Below are 18,535 nucleotides of genomic sequence, written 5' to 3' on the forward strand. Positions count from 1 at the left end.
ACAGTGCGTTTCTTCTCTGTTTATTGAAGGGTCTTCTGTAGCATGCAGACGACATAAGCGGGCAATAATAACACCGTGCCTGCTGAAGTAGTCAACATTTCCAGTACCTTACTCAGGATTCATCCGTTTTCATGAGTGGGAGAGACAGTCCCACAATGCCATCTTCCAGCTGAATATCAACGTCAAATCCCAGTTTTCGCGCCAGCGTTACCATGCCGCGATTGTTGGGCATAGTAATACCATTCAAGCGCTTAAGTCCGTGATCCCGGGTATAACTGATAAGCTTCTCAAGTAAACGACGGCCAAGCCCGAGCCCTTTCAAATCGGAACGAACCAGCACAGAAAATTCAGCATCAATATTATCCGGGTCGGAAAACGCACGCGTAACACCCAGAATTTCTTCACCTTGATCTGTGCGGCGTACTGCAACAAATGCCATTTCCCGATCGTAGTCGATCTGCGTCATATTCGCTAAATCATCATGGGTAAATTCGTTGATCTCGCTAAAGTAACGGTAATAAAGATCCTCTTTTGTCACCTGCGAGATAAAGCGCTGTAGCTGAGGTTCATCTTCCGGAAGAATCGGGCGGAACAGGCACTGCTCGCCATTCTTCATCTCTACTTCTTCTTCCAGATGCTGAGGATAGGGGCGAATAGCGAGACGCGCTTCACCGTTTCCGACAACGGGGGCAATAGTCATAGTTACATCCAGCGCGGTGAATTCGCTACCGGAGGCAAGTAAAGGATGAATATCCAGCCGCTCAATTTCCGGGCAATCCACAATCAGGTTTGAAACCTGCACCAGAAACTGGCTTAACCCGGGGATATCCAGCGAGCGTAACGCACTGCGCCCGCGGATCTTTTTACTTTTAATCGCCTGAATCACCAAATAACGGGCGAGATTCATGTTCAGCGGTGGCAACGCGACGGCGGCCTGATCTTCTGCCCGCCACTCAACGCCGCCTTCGCCTAACATAATCAACGGGCCGAACACAGGATCATGTTCGACAACCACCCGTAATTCCTGCGCGCCCGCGCGGTTTGCCATGCTTTGCACCTGCAAACCTTGAATACGTGCCTGCGGCCAGTTCATCTTCACACGATCGATAATGGCATCAGCTGCCTGCTGCACCTCGTTTGCTGTGCGCAGATAAAGCATCACCCCCTGAACTTCGGATTTGTGCGGAATATCTGGCGAACGCAGTTTTAAGGCGACCGGGTAACCAATCTGTTCGGCAATATGTACGGCTTCAGCACTGTCATTGGCAATCCACGTCGGCAGAGTTTGTAGCCCCCAGGCGCCTAAAATCGGCTGGACTTCATGCGTATCCAGCGTCGTTGCGCCCTCCATCAGCGCTTGCTGCAATAGATGGTGCGCTTCGGCGGTGTTCGCCGCCGTGCTGAGGGATATTGCGGGTGTTTCGCGAAGTTGTTTCTGGTTACGGCGATACTCCACCATGTGCATAAACGCCGTAATGGTGCCTTCTGGCGTGCGATAAGTTGGTAGACCCGCCTCGCTAAACAGGCGTCGCGCTTCCTGCGAAGAAAACTCGCCGCACCAGTTGGTCAGTACCGTCACATGTTTCCCGCGCGGATGTTTGTTCAGTGCGTCGATCAATGTTACTGCGCTTTCGCTGCCCGGCGCGGCGGCGCTGGGCGCATGGATCACCATCAACGCGTCGTAATCATGGCTGTCGAGCAAAATATTAAGCGCCGCGACATAACGCTCATTACCGGCGTCATCGCGTAAATCGAGCGGATTACCGGGGACGACGAAATCCGGTAACGCGGAGTGCAAACGGGCCAGCGTCTCTTCGCTGAGCGTCGCCAGTTTGCCATTGCGCAGCCAAAGCTCATCCAGCGCCAGCGCGGCCGGCGCGGCGCCATTACTGACGATCATCAGACGCTCGCCACGCAGCGGACGCATATGGCTGAGCGTTTCTACCGCGGAAAACAGTTCATGTGTATCCTGGACTCGCAGCAAACCGGCTCGCTGAATCGCCGCATCCCAGGCGGGATCAAGACCGGAATGCACCTGCAATAATCGCTGCGCTTCCGGGCTGCGGCCGCTTTTGATAACCAGAATAGGTTTATTTCGTGATGCGCTGCGGGCGGCGGAAACAAAGCGACGCGCGTCGCTTAAATGTTCCAGATAAAGCAGAATGGCGCTGGTTTTACTGTCCCGCGCGAGAAAATCCAGCAATTCGTCAACATCGATATCCAGGCTATCGCCAAGCGCGATGAAGTAAGAGAATCCCATCTCTCGCTGTTGCGCCCAGTCGAGGATCGTATTCGACACTGCTGCTGACTGGGAGATAAACGCCAGTTTGCCGCGCGTAATTGGCACCGGCGAAAAACTGGCGTTCAGACCCTGCCAGGGAGCCAGTAAACCGAGGCTGTTCGGGCCGAGCAGGCGCATCTGATAGCGCGCAGCGCAGGCCAGAAGAAGTGAATGTTGTTCGGGAGGCGCCGAGAGAATAATGCAGGTTTTGCAGCCTTTTTGCCCCAGCGCATCAAGCAGTTCAAGGTTGCGTTTGGCATGCGTGCACAGCACCGCGAGATCGGGGGTAAACGGCAGGCTGGCGACATCCGGCCAGGCCAGCACGCCCTGAACCGCTTTATAGGCGGGTGTGACCGGCAATACCGGCCCGGCAAATCCTCCTGCCAGTAAATTGCGCATCATCAGAAAACCTGCGCGCTCTGGCTTCATTGACGCGCCTACTACCGCAATCGATCGGGGACGCAATAACGCTTCCAGCCCTCGTTGGCTCATACCGGCCTCCGCTTAAGAGAGATCCGATGATTTTAAACGTTTTCGACTGCATTTGCTGTGATAGCGGATGGATGGCGCGTTTTCCCTGCCAGATAACGCTCGCGAAAGCGCGTGAAGTGTTCGCCGAGCGCCTGTGCGGCAGCGTTGTCGCGCGCGATATCCAGCAGCGCAATCGCCACTTCCGCAGTGCAATATTGGTCATCGGCATGCGCTTCCCGCAGGCGGTAAGCGGAAACGCGCGAGAGATCCACAGAGATAACCGGCAGTGCATCCAGATAAGGGCTTTTGCGGAACATCTTACGCGCTTCGGTCCAGGTGCCGTCCAGCATAATAAATAGCGGCGGTTTACCTGACGGCGGCGCGCTCAGCACCTGGCGTTCGCTGCCCGCATAAGAGGCGGGAAACACCACCATTGGCTGATACGTCTCACTGCGGCAAAGATCGATAAGCGCCTGCGGCGGCTCGGTGCGCGACCACTGAAAGGCCAGCGTATCGGGTAACACGTCAGCGATCAGCCTTCCGGTATTGCTCGGTTTCATCGGTTCGGTATCGAACATCACCAGACAGAAACGGCTATTGGCGGTCGCGGATTTTAACGTCTCGCACAGACACTGGCGCAGCGGCAGCAGGCAACGCTGGCAGCGACGGATACGGTTACCACGGGCAAGGAACGGACGCGTCGAACGGGCAAGGCGTTCGGCACGGAGTCGAAGAACAGCGTTTTCGGTCATGGGGATTGCGCAATAAAAACGCCATTGTCGCAGAGCTGAAAACGGGGCACAAGATGCGCCCCGACGGGATCACAGAGATTCGTTGAGCCAGCTGTCGAACGGGGCTTTCGGCACGGCGCCGCTGAGCATGTCAACAACTTCACCATTCTTGAACAGCATAATGGTTGGAATACTGCGAATGCGGAAGCGCGCGCTCAATTCACGTTCAGCTTCGGTGTTCACTTTGACAAATCGCACTTTGCCGCTGCGTTCTTCCGCCACATCTTCAAAAATCGGCGCAAAACTGCGGCACGGGCCGCACCATGGGGCCCAGAAATCAACGACCACGGGCAGATCGTCTTTCAGCAATTTATCCAGCGTTTCACCGGTAGCGTTGATCACATCTCCATCGAACAGCTCGTGTCCACAGCGTCCACATTTTGCGCCGTCGTTCATTCTCTCTTCGGGAATGCGGTTCAGCGCCTGACAGCTTGCACATACGGTATTCATAACTAACCTCAGGAAAAGCGATGGTACAGAGCGGCATGACTGCCGGTATGTTTCTACTATGTTACATATTATTAATAAGAAGGTTTTAAACGACAATGCGTTTTGTTCAATGAATACAATAGTCGATAGCTTTTGAACGAATTAATGGCGAAGCGCAAGGACATCAGGTAATCTGCGCGCTTCGCGCAGCGCTGGTGGAGAAAAGCATGAACGATGAATTAAAGAACAAAAGCGGCAAGGTCAAAGTGATGTATGTCCGCAGTGATGATGATTCCGATAAACGTGGCCAAAACCCGCGCACCGGGAAAGGGCCAGCACGTGCAGGATCGTCGTCTCGTGCCGGAGATGACCGTCGTACTGCCCGCGATGATCGTGGCCGTCCTGGCCGTGATGACCGAGGCCGTTCTGCTCGCGACAACAACAGTCGCCGCCCGCAGCGAGACAATTACAGTGAACGTGGTGGTTCACCGTGGCGCACCGTTTCCCGCGCGCCAGGCGACGACACGCCGGAAAAACCGGATCACGGCGGTATCAGCGGTAAAAGCTTTATCGACCCTGAAGTGCTGCGTCGTCAGCGTGCGGAAGAGACGCGTGTATATGGCGAAAACGCCTGTCAGGCGCTATTCAGCAGCCGTCCTGAATCCATTGTTCGCGCCTGGTTTGTGCAGAGCGTAACGCCGCGTTTTAAAGAAGCTCTGCGTTGGATGGCGGCAAACCGCAAAGCTTATCATGTGGTGGATGACGAAGAACTGGAGAAAGCGTCTGGTACGGAACATCACGGCGGTGTCTGTTTCCTGATCAAAAAACGCAATGGTCTGAGCGTGCAGAAATGGGTGGCGAACGCCGGTGAAGAAGATTGCGTGCTGGCACTCGAGGATGTCGGCAACCCGCATAACCTCGGCGCTATTATGCGTAGCTGCGCGCACTTTGGCGTCAAAGGCGTGGTATTGCAGGATGCTGGGGTGATTGAATCTGGCGCTGCGGTGCGTACCGCAGAAGGCGGAGCCGAACATGTTCAGGCCATCACTGGCGATAGCTTTGTCGATGCGCTGGAAGATTTCCGTCAGGCCGGTTATGCGCTGGTAACGACTTCCAGCCACAACGGCACGCCGCTGTTCAAAGCGACGTTACCGAAAAAAATGGTGCTGGTACTGGGCCAGGAGCGCGATGGTTTATCTGATGCGACGCTTTCCCGCGCGGATCTGAGCGTCTCAATTGAAGGTACCGGCAACGTTGAAAGCCTGAATGTTTCTGTGGCAACCGGCGTGTTGCTGGCAGAATGGTGGCGGCAGAACAAAGCCTGACGTTAGCCAGCAGATTAAAAAAGCCAGCGCAATGCTGGCTTTTTTTATTCGGTTTCCGCAGGCAGGGTCGGCATCCAGTCGATCGGCTGCTCTCCATGCTGCTCCAGCCACTGATTTGCCAGCACAAAGTGATTACAGCCAAAGAAACCGCGATGTGCGGAGAGCGGCGATGGGTGAGGGGCGCGCAAAACATGGTGGCGGGATTTGTCGATAATCGCCCCTTTCTTCTGCGCATGTGAACCCCAGAGTAAAAACACGACGCCTTCCCGATGCTCATTAATCAGCGCGATCACTTTGTCGGTAAAGGTTTCCCAGCCGAGACTGGCATGCGAATGCGCCTGGCCGGCGCGTACTGTCAGCACGGTGTTGAGCAGCAATACGCCCTGGCGCGCCCAGCTCTCAAGATAACCATGCTGCGGTCGTACAAAGCCCGGTATGGTGTTTTCCAGCTCTTTATACATATTCAGCAGGGAAGGGGGAATGGCGACACCAGGGCGCACAGAAAATGCCAGGCCGTGTGCCTGACCAGGACCGTGATAGGGATCCTGCCCCAGAATCACCACTTTAACGTTGCCCAGTTCGGTAAAACGGAAGGCGTTAAACACATCTTTCTGCGGTGGGTAGATGGTTATTCCGGACTGCCGCTCAGCCGCAACCGTACTGAGAGTGTTAATAAAGTAAGGCTGCTGTTTTTCTTCTGCCAGCACATCATGCCATGTTAATGAGGTGGTCATCCCGCTCTCCTGCGAAGTTGGTTCCCTGTAGCTTAACTGCTTCTTTCGGCAGAACAAAATTCACCGTCGGCTTTTGCAGAATCTCCTCAAAAAAATTTGAAAATTTACAAATGTTTTAAGATGGTCTGAAACGCGTAACTTGATATAAAACAAGTATATTCCCTAATCACCATTTTTACTGTGTGGTTTTTATTGATTTAAATCAAAGAATGCAGGGTGTCAGACTGGTATATAAACAATCAGACAACAATGGTTTTACCAATTGGCCGGAAAAACCGGCGAATCGAATAATGTGCCGAAGGGAGGCAAATCATGATTACTGGTATCCAGATTACTAAAGCTGCAAACGACAACCTGCTGAATTCGTTCTGGCTGCTTGATAGCGAAAAAGGCGAAGCACGTTGCGTCTGCGCAAAAGGTGGTTTTGCGGAAGATGAAGTGGTTGCGGTCAACAAACTGGGCGCTATCGAATACCGTGAAATTCCGATGGAAGTGAAACCGGAAGTACGCGTGGAAGGCGGTCAGCACCTGAACGTGAACGTTCTGCGTCGTGAAACGCTGCTTGATGCCGTTGAACATCCGGAAAAATACCCGCAGCTGACCATTCGTGTATCCGGTTATGCCGTACGTTTTAACTCGCTGACGCCGGAACAGCAGCGCGACGTTATTGCTCGTACCTTTACTGAAAGCCTGTAATTTCAGGCAGATATAAAAACGCCGGGATATCCCGGCGTTTTTTTACTCTTCTGTTTTTTGCTGCCCGCTGCTTGCAGCACTGGGCTTGCGTCGCTTACCGATGTTTTTGGTATCGCGATGGCGTAGCTTCACGCGCGGCTTCTCTTTCTCTTTTTTCTTCTCTTCGCGTTTGGCCAGCACTTTTTTCGACGGTTTGCCTTTCAGCTTATCGTTTGGCACTCGTGTTGTCGGGCGCAGTTCGTCCACGACGCGGGCTTTCAGCGGCTCTTCAACGTAACGGCCTACTTTGCCCAGCAACAGGTGATCGTGCGCTTCAACCAGAGAAATAGCGGCTCCTTTGCGACCGGCGCGGCCGGTGCGGCCAATACGGTGCAGGTAGGTGTCGCCGCTGCGCGGCATATCGAAGTTAATGACGTGGCTGACATCCGGAATATCAATACCACGCGCAGCAACATCGGTGGCGATCAGCACATTGACGCGGCCGTCGGTCAGACGTTTGATCGCTTCGTTGCGCTTCACCTGTACCATCTCGCCTTCGAGATAGCAGTTATTGATGCCCGCTTCACGCAGCCAACCCGCCAGCTCATGCACGCGTTCACGTTTACGCACGAAGACGATAGAGCGGCTGACTTCCGGCTGTTTCAGCAGGTGGATCAGCAGTGCGGTTTTGTGTTCAAGGTTGTCGGCGCGGTAGTACCACTGATGGATTTTCTTACGTTCGCGCGTTGACGGTGTGGCGGAGACTTCGACCGGATCTTCCAGCAGACGTTCGGCGAAATTTTTGATCGCGTCGCCTTCAAGCGTTGCGGAGAACAGCATCGTCTGTTTGCGCCAGCGAGTTTCACCCGCGATGTGCTCGATATCCTGCGCGAAGCCCATATCCAGCATGCGATCGGCTTCATCGAGGATCAGCGTTTCTACCGCACGACAGTCGAAGTTCTCTTCTTTAATGTATTGCAGCAGGCGACCGGTGGTGGCAACCACGATATCCTGATTTTCGCTGAACACTTCAGCGTGGTTCATATAGGCGACGCCGCCGGTAATGGTCGCGATATCCAGATGGGTATTCGCCGCCAGTTCGCGGGCATGATCGGCAACCTGCATTGCCAGTTCGCGGGTTGGCGTCAGGATCAGAATACGCGGCGGGCCAGATTTCTTACGTGGAAAGTCCAGAAGGTGTTGCAACGCTGGCAGCAGGTAGGCCGCCGTTTTACCGGTACCAGTAGGCGCAGAACCAAGGACGTCACGCCCCTCAAGCGCAGGCGGAATGGCAGCTGCCTGGATAGCGGTTGGGCGCGTAAAGCCTTTATCCTGGAGCGCGTCCAGCAGGCTGTCGTCAAGTTCGAGTTCGGAAAAAGTCGTTACAGTCATGATCTACCTCTGTGTGGGGCGCTGATTATAGACGTTACGGCTGGAATCTTCATCTGTTGTCTGCTTATCGCTTTTCCGGCGCTTTGCTTTCACCTATGCTACGCCTGTTTCCGTATTGAGGTTGTAAAGATGTCTCAGCCAAAGGCTCAGTTGCGCCGTGACGGCTTCACGTTTAAAGAATTCTTTGTCGCACACGATCGTTGCGCCATGAAGGTGGGCACCGATGGTTTGATGTTGGGCGCCTGGTCGCCGGTATCGAAAGCCCGGCATGTGCTGGATATTGGCACGGGCAGCGGTCTGCTGGCGCTGATGCTGGCACAGCGAACCGGGCCGACGGTGACCATTGATGCCGTCGAGCTTGATGCGCAGGCTGCTTCGCAGGCGCAGGAAAATGTGCTGGCATCGCCGTGGGCAGATCGTATCACCGTTCACGAGGCTGATATTCGCCAGTGGAGCAGTGAGAATACCGCGCGTTACGATCTGATTGTCAGCAATCCTCCCTATTTTGACGAAGGGGTGAAATGTGCGACGCCAGAACGCGATCGTGCGCGCTATACCACTACGCTTGATCATCAGTCGTTGCTGGAAATTGCCGCCACTCTGGTGACGGAAGAGGGCTTTTTCTGCGTTGTGCTACCGATTGAAGCCAGCGATCTTTTCACACAAAAAGCGCTTAATATCGGCTGGCATTTACGTTTGCGAACCGATGTGGCGGAAACGGAAAGCCGTTTGCCGCATCGTGTCTTGCTGGCGTTCTCGCCGCGTGCCGGTGACGTGTTCGCCGACCGGCTGGCGATTCGCGGGCCGGACCAGCGCTATTCCGACAGTTACACCGCGCTGACCCAGAGCTTCTACTTGTTTATGTAACTGCGCGGCGAAAGCACCGTCGGGCCGGATTCCGCAAGCTGCTCGGGGTAATCCAGCGTGTAATGCAATCCGCGGCTCTCTTTGCGCTGCATCGCGCAGCGTACAATCAGCTCGGCTACCTGTACCAGGTTACGCAACTCCAGCAGATTATTGGAGACGCGGAAATTGGCGTAGTACTCGTCAATTTCCTGCTGCAATAAGGTAATGCGGCGCATGGCGCGTTCGAGTCGTTTTGTGGTGCGCACGATACCCACGTAGTCCCACATAAACAGACGCAGTTCGTGCCAGTTATGTTGCAGGATTACCCGCTCATCGGCGTCGTCGACGCGGCTTTCATCCCAGGCGGGCAGGGCCGGAATGGCATGCACATGTGGCATGCGACGAGCAATGTCTTCCGCCGCCGACCAACCGTACACCAGACATTCAAGCAGTGAATTCGAAGCCATGCGATTCGCGCCATGCAGGCCGGTGTAGCTCACTTCACCAATGGCATAGAGACCATCGACATCGCTACGCCCGCGATCGTCAACCATCACGCCGCCGCAGGTGTAATGCGCAGCAGGCACAATCGGCACGGGTTCTTTGGTCAAATCGATTCCCAGACCCAGCAATTTTTCATAAATCATCGGGAAATGATGACGAATAAATTCGGCGGGTTTATGGCTGATATCGAGATACATGCAGTCCACGCCGAGGCGCTTCATTTCATGATCGATAGCGCGGGCGACGACATCACGCGGTGCCAGTTCGCCACGTGGATCAAAATCCGGCATGAAACGCGTACCGTCCGGACGTTTCAACCAGGCTCCTTCACCGCGCAGCGCTTCGCTGAGCAGGAAGCTGCGCGCCTGCGGATGAAACAGTGCGGTGGGATGGAACTGGTTAAACTCCAGGTTCGCCACCCGGCAACCGGCGCGCCACGCCATGGCGATACCGTCACCGGAGGAGATATCCGGGTTAGTGGTGTATTGATAAACTTTCGATGCACCGCCGGTCGCCAGCACCACCGCCTTTGCCTGGCAAGTTTCCACCTGTTCTTTATTTCGGTTCCACACCCAGGCGCCTACAACGCGGCGCGTACCCGGCAGCCCGATTTTGTCCGAAATAATCAAATCCACCGCATTGCAACGTTCGAGTACGCGAATATTCGGGTGGTTGATGGCCTTGCTGACCAGGGTATTTTCCACCGCTTTACCGGTGGCATCGGCGGCATGAAGGATGCGGCGATGGCTGTGCCCGCCTTCGCGCGTCAAATGGTAACTGGACTCGCCATTAGCGGCGATCTCGGTGTCAAATAATACCCCCTGATCGATAAGCCACTGTACGCAGGAACGGGCATTGCTGGCGACAAATTCCGCCGCGTGACGTTCAACAATTCCTGCGCCAGCAATCAGCGTATCTTCCACATGGGATTCAACGCTGTCTGTTTCGTCAAATACGGCGGCAATGCCGCCCTGAGCATAAAATGTTGAGCCTTCACTGATTGGCCCCTTACTTAAGACGATAACGTTGTGCTGTTGTGCTGCCAGACGTAATGCCACGGAAAGGCCGGCGGCACCGCTGCCGACCACCAATACATCACAGGAGAGTTCAGGCGTTGTTTTCATGATCTGTGTTTAATTTACTAAACAAGGTTTGCTGAGCATAGCACCGCATCCGGCGAAAGATCACTCTTTTTTGCAAGGGTTGTATGAATGGCTAAACAGAAACTCTGCGCAAGCAGGTATCATCCGCAGAAAAAATATTAAGAAGCAGACCGTTAGCGAAGGTGTATTAGAGATGAAAAAAAAACACTATTGCGTTACTCTCTGGCGATCTTAAGGTCTTTTCTTTGAGAAAACACAGTGTTCAGCGTTTGCAGACTTATAATGAGTGATAATGATTTTTTGCGAACGATACACAAAAACAATGGCGTAACGGAACTTTACTGTAAACCTGGGCTCTAATTGGCTGCTTGCTCATATTGCAGTATTGGAGTGGCGTTCTGGATACGCGTGGAAATTGGTTTTGGGGAGATTTTACCTCGGATGAGCGAGCAGTTAACGGATCAGGTTCTTGTCGAAAGGGTCCAGAAAGGAGATCAGAAAGCGTTTAACTTACTGGTGGTGCGCTACCAGCATAAAGTGGCGAGTCTGGTTTCCCGGTATGTCCCTTCGGGCGATGTACCTGATGTCGTACAAGAATCATTTATAAAGGCCTATCGCGCGCTTGATTCGTTCAGGGGAGATAGTGCTTTTTATACATGGCTATACCGAATTGCTGTTAACACAGCGAAAAATTATCTGGTCGCCCAGGGGCGCAGGCCGCCATCCAGTGATGTGGACGCTATTGAAGCAGAAAACTTCGAAAGTGGCGGAGCACTAAAAGAAATTTCGAACCCTGAGAACTTAATGTTGTCAGAAGAACTGAGACAAATAGTTTTCCGTACCATTGAGTCGCTCCCGGAAGATTTACGCATGGCAATTACGTTGCGGGAGCTGGATGGCCTGAGTTACGAAGAGATTGCGGTCATCATGGATTGCCCGGTTGGTACAGTGCGTTCACGTATCTTCCGTGCGCGTGAAGCTATTGATAATAAAGTTCAACCGCTTATCAGGCGTTGACGATAGCGGGATACTGAAAAAGGTATTAGGCATGCAGAAAGAACAACTTTCCGCTTTAATGGATGGTGAAACGCTGGATAGTGAGCTGCTCGCAGAGCTGGCCCGCGATCCTGAAATGCAGAGAACCTGGGAGAACTATCACCTGATTCGCGACTCTATGCGCGGTGATACGGCCGATCTCCTCCATTTCGATATCTCCGCCCGCGTGATGGCCGCGATTGAGAACGACGCCGTTGAAACTGCGACGCCGTTGATTCCCGAAGCGCAGCCTGCGCCGCATCAATGGCAGAAGATGCCGTTCTGGCACAAGGTTCGCCCGTGGGCAAGTCAGCTTACCCAAATGGGCGTAGCTGCATGCGTATCACTTGCTGTTATTGTTGGTGTCCAGCACTATAATGGCTCAACTGAATCAACCCAACAGCCCGAAGCGCCAGTGTTTAATACGCTGCCGATGATGGGTAAAGCCAGTCCGGTAAGTTTGGGTGTTCCGTCTGATGCATCATCGGCAAGCGCCGGTCAGCAGCAGCAGGTGCAGGAACAGCGTCGTCGCATTAATGCGATGTTGCAGGATTATGAACTGCAGCGCCGCCTGCACTCCGAACAGCTTCAGTTTGAGCAGGCGCAAACGCAGCAGGCCGCTGTACAGGTGCCGGGAAATCAAACTTTAGGAACGCAATCGCAGTAATGAAGCAACTTTGGTGTGCCATGTCTTTTGTGGCTACTGGCCTGTTCTTCTCTGTCAACGCCTCGGCTGATGTTTCATCCGGGGCGTTGTTACAGCAAATGAATGTGGCGAGTCAGTCACTCAACTACGAACTGTCTTTTATCAGCATTAATAAGCAGGGAGTAGAATCTTTACGCTACCGTCATGTGCGTTTGAATGACCAACCGCTTGCACAGTTATTGCAGATGGACGGTCCGCGTCGGGAAGTGGTGCAGCGGGGCAGTGAGATCAGCTACTTTGAGCCTGGTCTTGAACCCTTTACGCTCAACGGCAACTATATTGTCGATTCGCTGCCGTCACTGGTTTATACCGATTTCAAACGTCTTTCCCCTTACTATGACTTCATCTCCGTAGGCCGTACGCGTATTGCTGACAGGCTATGCGAAGTGATCCGCGTTGTGGCGCGCGATGGCACCCGCTACAGCTATATCGTCTGGATGGATGAAGAGACGCATCTGCCAATGCGCGTCGATCTGCTCGACCGCGATGGCGAAACCCTTGAGCAGTTCCGCGTCATCGCATTCTCGGTCAATGGTCAGGTTGCCAGTAATATGCAGACGCTGGCAAAAGCCAGTCTGCCGCCGTTGCTGTCATTACCGGTTGGCGATAACGTAGATTTCAACTGGATGCCATCCTGGGTGCCGCAAGGTTTTGAGCAGGTCGCCAGTAGCCGCCGTAAATTGCCAACGCTTGAGATGCCGGTTGAATCGCGTCTCTATTCTGATGGGTTATTCAGCTTCTCGGTTAACATCAGCCCGGCTAATCAGAATAGCGCCGAGCAGTTACTGCGCACCGGTCGACGCACCGTGATGACCACGGTTCGCGATAACGCGGAAATCACCGTTGTCGGCGAACTGCCACCGCAAACCGCAAAACGTATTGCGGACAGCCTCAAATTCAAGGCCGCACAATGATTAAAGAGTGGGCGACCGTCGTTTCCTGGCAAAATGGTAACGCGCTGGTCGAATGTGATGTCAAAGCATCCTGTAGCAGTTGCGCTTCCCGTGCAGGTTGCGGCAGCCGTGTACTGAATAAACTGGGTCCGCAAACAACGCACACCATTGCTGTTCCTTGCGAACAACCGCTGGTCGCGGGGCAAAAGGTGGAGCTGGGCATTGCTGAAGCCAGCCTGCTGAGCTCCGCAATGCTGGTGTATATGTCGCCACTGGTGGGGCTGTTTGCCATGGGCGCTATTTTCCAGTCGCTGTTTGCTGCCGATATCGCAGCGCTGTGCGGCGCGGTATTGGGCGGCGTTGGCGGCTTTTTACTCGCGCGCGGGCTGTCGCCAAAGCTGGCTACCCGCAGCGAGTGGCAGCCGGTGATCCTGAGCGTTGGCTTGCCGCCAGAGATGATTCGCGTCGATAGCACAACTGCTGAAAATCGTCCGTAATTTCCCTTTTCGCCTTGCGGTAATGGCGTCACTTTCTGGCATTTCCCCGCATTGTGGTTGTAGTGTAGAATGCGGCGTTTCAGTACATTTGACGTCAGGCGCGAACAGGCCTCTTAGCTACTCGTAAGGCATAAAATCTCACTCTATGAAGAATATTCGTAACTTTTCGATCATCGCTCACATCGACCACGGTAAGTCGACGCTGTCTGACCGTATCATCCAGATTTGCGGTGGTCTTTCCGATCGCGAAATGGAAGCCCAGGTTCTTGATTCGATGGATCTTGAGCGCGAGCGCGGTATTACTATCAAAGCGCAAAGCGTGACGCTGGATTACAAAGCCAATAATGGCGAAATCTACCAGCTCAACTTTATCGATACCCCGGGTCACGTTGACTTCTCTTATGAGGTTTCTCGCTCGCTGGCCGCCTGTGAAGGGGCGCTGCTGGTGGTAGATGCCGGGCAGGGCGTGGAAGCGCAGACGCTGGCGAACTGCTATACCGCCATTGAAATGGATCTCGAAGTGGTGCCGGTACTGAACAAGATCGACCTGCCAGCTGCCGATCCTGAACGCGTTGCGGAAGAGATTGAAGATATCGTCGGCATCGATGCTACCGATGCGGTGCGCTGCTCGGCGAAAACTGGCGTCGGCGTACCGGACGTTCTGGAACGCCTGGTGCGCGATATTCCGCCGCCGGAAGGCGATCCGGATGCGCCGTTGCAGGCGCTGATCATCGACTCCTGGTTCGATAACTACCTCGGCGTGGTTTCCCTGGTGCGTATCAAAAACGGCACCATGCGCAAAGGCGACAAAATTAAGGTGATGAGCACCGGGCAGGTCTATAACGCTGATCGCCTCGGTATTTTCACACCGAAACAGATTGACCGTAACGAACTGAAATGCGGCGAAGTAGGCTGGCTGGTCTGCGCAATTAAAGACATTCTCGGCGCACCGGTCGGCGATACCCTGACCTCAGCCCGTAACCCGGCAGACAAAGCGCTGCCAGGCTTTAAAAAGGTGAAACCGCAGGTTTATGCGGGTCTGTTCCCGGTCAGTTCCGACGATTATGAAAACTTCCGTGACGCGCTCGGTAAACTGAGTCTGAACGATGCTTCGCTGTTCTATGAGCCGGAAAGTTCCACCGCGCTGGGCTTTGGCTTCCGCTGCGGCTTCCTCGGCCTGCTGCACATGGAGATCATTCAGGAACGTCTGGAGCGTGAATACGATCTGGATCTGATCACCACGGCGCCGACCGTAGTCTACGAAGTACTGACCACCAATAAAGAAGTGGTTTACGTCGATAGCCCTTCCAAGCTGCCGCCGCTGAACAATATCGACGAACTGCGCGAGCCGATCGCCGAATGTCATATGCTGCTGCCGCAGGAATACCTGGGCAACGTCATTACCCTGTGCGTCGAAAAACGCGGCGTACAAACCAACATGGTTTACCACGGTAACCAGGTGGCGCTGACCTATGAAATTCCAATGGCGGAAGTGGTGCTGGACTTCTTCGACCGTCTGAAGTCAACCTCGCGCGGTTATGCGTCGCTGGATTACAACTTCAAACGTTTCCAGGCTTCAAACATGGTACGTGTGGATGTGCTGATTAACGGCGAGCGTGTTGACGCACTGGCGCTGATCACCCACAACGATAACGCGCCGTACCGTGGCCGTGAGCTGGTGGAGAAGATGAAAGAGCTGATCCCGCGCCAGCAGTTTGATATTGCGATTCAGGCAGCGATTGGCAACCACATTATTGCCCGCTCAACCGTGAAACAGCTGCGTAAAAACGTACTGGCAAAATGCTATGGCGGTGACGTCAGCCGTAAGAAAAAGCTGCTGCAGAAACAGAAAGAAGGTAAGAAACGTATGAAGCAGGTCGGTAACGTCGAACTGCCGCAGGAAGCGTTCCTTGCCATTCTGCACGTAGGCAAAGAGAGCAAATAACCTAAAGGAGTTGGCATGGCGAACATGTTTGCCCTGATACTGGTGATCGCGACGCTGGTGACGGGAATTTTATGGTGCCTGGATAAGTTTATTTTTGCACCAAAACGCCGGGAACGTCAGGCCGCCGCGCAGGCTGCGACAGGTGATGCTCTTGATACGAAAACGCTGAAGAAAATCGGCCCGAAACCGGGCTGGCTGGAAACGGGCGCTTCTGTATTCCCGGTGCTGGCGATTGTTCTGATCGTGCGTTCGTTTATTTACGAGCCGTTCCAGATCCCGTCAGGTTCGATGATGCCGACGCTGCTGATTGGCGATTTTATTCTGGTGGAGAAATTCGCCTATGGCATTAAAGATCCGATCTACCAGAAAACGCTGATCGAAACCGGTCATCCGAAACGCGGCGATATTGCCGTATTTAAATACCCGGACGATCCGCGTCTTGACTACATCAAGCGCGTCGTTGGCCTTCCGGGCGATAAAGTCACGTACGATCCGGTGAGCAAACAGGTTACCGTGCAGCCGAATTGTAGCTCTGGCCAGGCATGCGGCAGCGCGCTGCCGATCACTTACAGCAATGTGGAAGAGAGCGATTTTGTGCAGACTTTCGGCCGTCGTACTGGCGGGGAAGCGAGCAGCGGTTTCTACCAGATGCCGAAAGGGCAGAGTATGGATGACGGCGTGCGTCTGGCCGAGCGTAAAGAGACGCTGGGTGATGTGACGCACCGCATTCTGACCGTGCCTATCGCGCAGGATCAACTGGGGATCTACTATCGCCAGTCGAACCAGCCGCTGGCGACGTGGATTGTGCCGCCGGGTCACTACTTCATGATGGGTGATAACCGCGACAACAGCGCGGACAGCCGTTACTGGGGCTTTGTACCGGAGCAAAATCTGGTGGGCCGGGCCACGGCAATCTGGATGAGCTTCGAGAAACAAGAAGGTGAATGGCCGACAGGCGTACGCCTGAATCGTATCGGCGGAATTCATTAATTAGCCGGGGCGCAATCATTACGCTTGCGCCCCGAATTATTTCCAAGATTATTCCCATCTGGCTAACGACAACCCCGGTCGTTGCGTATAGAATATTCCCCCGAAGTTTAGGACTGGTTCCCACAAGAGCCACGGCACACGAAACCGCGTTGGTTTATTTTCAGGTCGGTTTCGTGTGCTGCATTGTTGACGCATTTATTTATTGGTATCGCATGAATCCCATCGTAATTAATCGGCTTCAGCGGAAGCTGGGCTACACTTTTCAACATCAGGATCTGTTGCAGCAGGCATTAACCCACCGCAGCGCCAGTAGCAAACATAATGAGCGTCTCGAATTTCTCGGCGACTCTATTTTAAGTTTTGTGATCGCCAATGCGCTTTATCACCGTTTCCCTCGCGTGGATGAAGGTGATATGAGCCGTATGCGTGCGACGCTGGTGCGCGGAAATACGCTGGCGGAAATCGCCCGCGAATTTGAACTGGGCGAATGTCTGCGTTTAGGGCCGGGTGAATTGAAAAGCGGCGGTTTTCGCCGTGAATCTATTCTGGCGGACACCGTTGAGGCATTAATTGGCGGAGTATTCCTCGATAGCAATATCCAGACCGTCGAACAATTAATCCTGAGCTGGTATCAGACGCGTCTGGATGAAATCAGTCCTGGCGATAAACAAAAAGATCCGAAAACGCGCCTGCAGGAGTTTTTGCAGGGTCGCCATCTGCCGCTGCCTTCCTATCTGGTAGTGCAGGTGCGTGGCGAAGCGCACGATCAGGAATTTACTATCCACTGCCAGGTCAGCGGCCTGAGTGAACCGGTGGTTGGCACGGGTTCCAGCCGTCGTAAGGCGGAACAAGCTGCCGCCGAACAGGCGCTGAAAAAACTGGAGTTGGAATGAGCACTGAAACTGAAAAAAGCTACTGCGGGTTTATCGCCATCGTCGGGCGTCCGAACGTCGGCAAATCCACCCTGCTGAACAAGCTGCTTGGGCAGAAGATTTCGATCACCTCCCGCAAAGCGCAAACTACGCGTCACCGCATCGTCGGCATCCATACCGAAGGGGAATATCAGGCAATCTACGTCGATACCCCCGGGCTGCATATGGAAGAGAAACGCGCCATTAACCGGTTGATGAACAAAGCGGCCAGCAGTTCCATCGGTGATGTTGAGCTGGTGATTTTTGTTGTCGAAGGCACCAAATGGACGCCGGACGACGAAATGGTGCTCAACAAACTGCGTGACAGTAAAGTACCGGTGATCCTCGCGGTCAACAAAGTTGACAACGTGCAGGAAAAAGCGGATTTGCTGCCGCACCTGCAATTCCTGGCAAGCCAGATGAATTTCCTCGATATCGTGCCGCTCTCTGCGGAAACTGGCACTAACGTCGATACCATCGCCAGCATCGTGCGTAAGCATCTGCCGGAAGCGATTCATCACTTCCCGGAAGATTACGTGACCGATCGTTCCCAGCGCTTTATGGCCTCTGAGATCATCCGTGAAAAACTGATGCGTTTCCTCGGCGCTGAGCTGCCTTACTCGGTTACCGTGGAGATCGAACAGTTCGTCACCAATGAACGCGGCGGTTACGACATCAACGGGTTGATCCTGGTTGAGCGCGAAGGGCAGAAGAAGATGGTGATTGGCAATAAAGGCGCCAAAATCAAAACCATCGGTATTGAAGCCCGTAAAGATATGGAAGAGATGTTCGAAGCCAAAGTTCACCTTGAACTGTGGGTGAAGGTGAAATCCGGCTGGGCCGATGACGAGCGCGCTTTGCGCAGTCTCGGTTATGTAGACGATCTCTAAGCGTGCCATCTCGATGAATTTCGGGTTGCAGGCAGGCGGCCAGGCCGTAAGTCTTGAAGTTACCGGCTGGTTTGCGCAAGAACAGCCTGTGCATCTGCAATCAGAACGCCGGACATA

17 protein-coding genes are annotated in these 18,535 nt (G+C 53.9%); 11 read left to right on the forward strand and 6 right to left on the reverse strand.

Features of this window, described 5'->3' with window-relative positions; genetic code table 11:
- Positions 1 to 112 precede the first annotated feature (112 nt).
- The 3 genes from AWR26_RS06595 to trxC form a co-directional block, all read right to left on the reverse strand.
- Positions 113 to 2,773 carry a bifunctional acetate--CoA ligase family protein/GNAT family N-acetyltransferase gene (locus AWR26_RS06595; protein WP_064564463.1) on the reverse strand — a complete coding sequence of 887 codons (2,661 nt, stop codon included), beginning with the start codon at positions 2,771 to 2,773 and terminating at the stop codon, positions 113 to 115.
- Positions 2,774 to 2,805: 32 nt separating this feature from the next.
- Positions 2,806 to 3,504: a tRNA-uridine aminocarboxypropyltransferase gene (locus AWR26_RS06600; protein ID WP_064564465.1), complete on the reverse strand. Its 699-nt coding sequence runs from the start codon at positions 3,502 to 3,504 to the stop codon at positions 2,806 to 2,808.
- Positions 3,505 to 3,573: 69 nt separating this feature from the next.
- A complete protein-coding gene (gene trxC, locus AWR26_RS06605; protein ID WP_007370763.1) occupies positions 3,574 to 3,993 on the reverse strand; it encodes a thioredoxin TrxC in 420 nt (139 codons plus the stop codon).
- Positions 3,994 to 4,199: 206 nt separating this feature from the next.
- On the opposite strand from trxC, the gene AWR26_RS06610 reads away from it, so the two are divergent.
- On the forward strand, positions 4,200 to 5,297 hold the full coding sequence (locus AWR26_RS06610) for a tRNA/rRNA methyltransferase (protein WP_064564467.1): 1,098 nt from the start codon (positions 4,200 to 4,202) through the stop codon (positions 5,295 to 5,297).
- A 44-nt stretch (positions 5,298 to 5,341) separates the two neighbouring features.
- Here AWR26_RS06610 and ung read toward each other — a convergent pair whose 3' ends face one another.
- A complete protein-coding gene (ung, locus tag AWR26_RS06615; RefSeq protein WP_064564469.1) occupies positions 5,342 to 6,031 on the reverse strand; it encodes a uracil-DNA glycosylase in 690 nt (229 codons plus the stop codon).
- A 312-nt stretch (positions 6,032 to 6,343) separates the two neighbouring features.
- Here ung and grcA point away from each other — a divergent pair, with 312 nt between their 5' ends.
- Positions 6,344 to 6,727, forward strand: coding sequence for an autonomous glycyl radical cofactor GrcA (grcA, locus tag AWR26_RS06620; protein WP_007370766.1), 384 nt, complete (start codon positions 6,344 to 6,346; stop codon positions 6,725 to 6,727).
- Positions 6,728 to 6,769: 42 nt separating this feature from the next.
- On the opposite strand, the gene srmB is transcribed toward grcA, so the two are convergent.
- Positions 6,770 to 8,098, reverse strand: a complete 1,329-nt coding sequence (gene srmB / locus AWR26_RS06625) for an ATP-dependent RNA helicase SrmB (RefSeq protein WP_064564471.1) — start codon at positions 8,096 to 8,098, stop codon at positions 6,770 to 6,772.
- 129 nt (positions 8,099 to 8,227) lie between these two features.
- Here srmB and trmN point away from each other — a divergent pair, with 129 nt between their 5' ends.
- A complete protein-coding gene (gene trmN, locus AWR26_RS06630; RefSeq protein WP_064564473.1) occupies positions 8,228 to 8,965 on the forward strand; it encodes a tRNA(1)(Val) (adenine(37)-N(6))-methyltransferase TrmN in 738 nt (245 codons plus the stop codon).
- On the opposite strand, the gene nadB is transcribed toward trmN, so the two are convergent.
- Positions 8,950 to 10,572, reverse strand: a complete 1,623-nt coding sequence (gene nadB / locus AWR26_RS06635; protein ID WP_064564475.1) for an L-aspartate oxidase — start codon at positions 10,570 to 10,572, stop codon at positions 8,950 to 8,952. The genes trmN and nadB overlap by 16 nt on opposite strands.
- A 420-nt stretch (positions 10,573 to 10,992) precedes the next feature.
- On the opposite strand from nadB, the gene rpoE reads away from it, so the two are divergent.
- The 8 genes from rpoE (at position 10,993) to era (ending at position 18,418) form a co-directional block, all read left to right on the forward strand.
- The gene (gene rpoE, locus AWR26_RS06640) at positions 10,993 to 11,568 is read left to right on the forward strand and encodes an RNA polymerase sigma factor RpoE (RefSeq protein ID WP_007370770.1); all 576 of its coding nucleotides are present in this window, start codon (positions 10,993 to 10,995) and stop codon (positions 11,566 to 11,568) included.
- 31 nt (positions 11,569 to 11,599) lie between these two features.
- Entirely contained in the window at positions 11,600 to 12,253 is a 654-nt protein-coding gene (rseA, locus tag AWR26_RS06645) for an anti-sigma-E factor RseA (RefSeq protein ID WP_064564477.1), read from the forward strand.
- Positions 12,253 to 13,206 carry a sigma-E factor regulatory protein RseB gene (gene rseB / locus AWR26_RS06650; protein ID WP_064564479.1) on the forward strand — a complete coding sequence of 318 codons (954 nt, stop codon included), beginning with the start codon at positions 12,253 to 12,255 and terminating at the stop codon, positions 13,204 to 13,206. Before rseA ends, rseB begins: the two co-directional genes overlap by 1 nt.
- Positions 13,203 to 13,682: a SoxR-reducing system protein RseC gene (rseC, locus tag AWR26_RS06655; RefSeq protein WP_007370773.1), complete on the forward strand. Its 480-nt coding sequence runs from the start codon at positions 13,203 to 13,205 to the stop codon at positions 13,680 to 13,682. Before rseB ends, rseC begins: the two co-directional genes overlap by 4 nt.
- Before the next feature lie 145 nt (positions 13,683 to 13,827).
- The gene (gene lepA, locus AWR26_RS06660) at positions 13,828 to 15,627 is read left to right on the forward strand and encodes a translation elongation factor 4 (RefSeq protein WP_043952662.1); all 1,800 of its coding nucleotides are present in this window, start codon (positions 13,828 to 13,830) and stop codon (positions 15,625 to 15,627) included.
- Positions 15,628 to 15,642: 15 nt separating this feature from the next.
- Positions 15,643 to 16,617 (forward strand): signal peptidase I, encoded by a 975-nt coding sequence (lepB, locus tag AWR26_RS06665; protein ID WP_064564481.1) that lies wholly within the window; start codon positions 15,643 to 15,645, stop codon positions 16,615 to 16,617.
- Between the two features lie 212 nt (positions 16,618 to 16,829).
- Positions 16,830 to 17,510 carry a ribonuclease III gene (gene rnc / locus AWR26_RS06670; RefSeq protein WP_007370776.1) on the forward strand — a complete coding sequence of 227 codons (681 nt, stop codon included), beginning with the start codon at positions 16,830 to 16,832 and terminating at the stop codon, positions 17,508 to 17,510.
- Positions 17,507 to 18,418: a GTPase Era gene (era, locus tag AWR26_RS06675; RefSeq protein WP_064564483.1), complete on the forward strand. Its 912-nt coding sequence runs from the start codon at positions 17,507 to 17,509 to the stop codon at positions 18,416 to 18,418. The genes rnc and era overlap by 4 nt, the downstream gene beginning before the upstream one ends.
- Positions 18,419 to 18,535: the final 117 nt, after the last annotated feature.

The organism is Kosakonia oryzae (assembly GCF_001658025.2).
Lineage (GTDB): Bacteria > Pseudomonadota > Gammaproteobacteria > Enterobacterales > Enterobacteriaceae > Kosakonia > Kosakonia oryzae.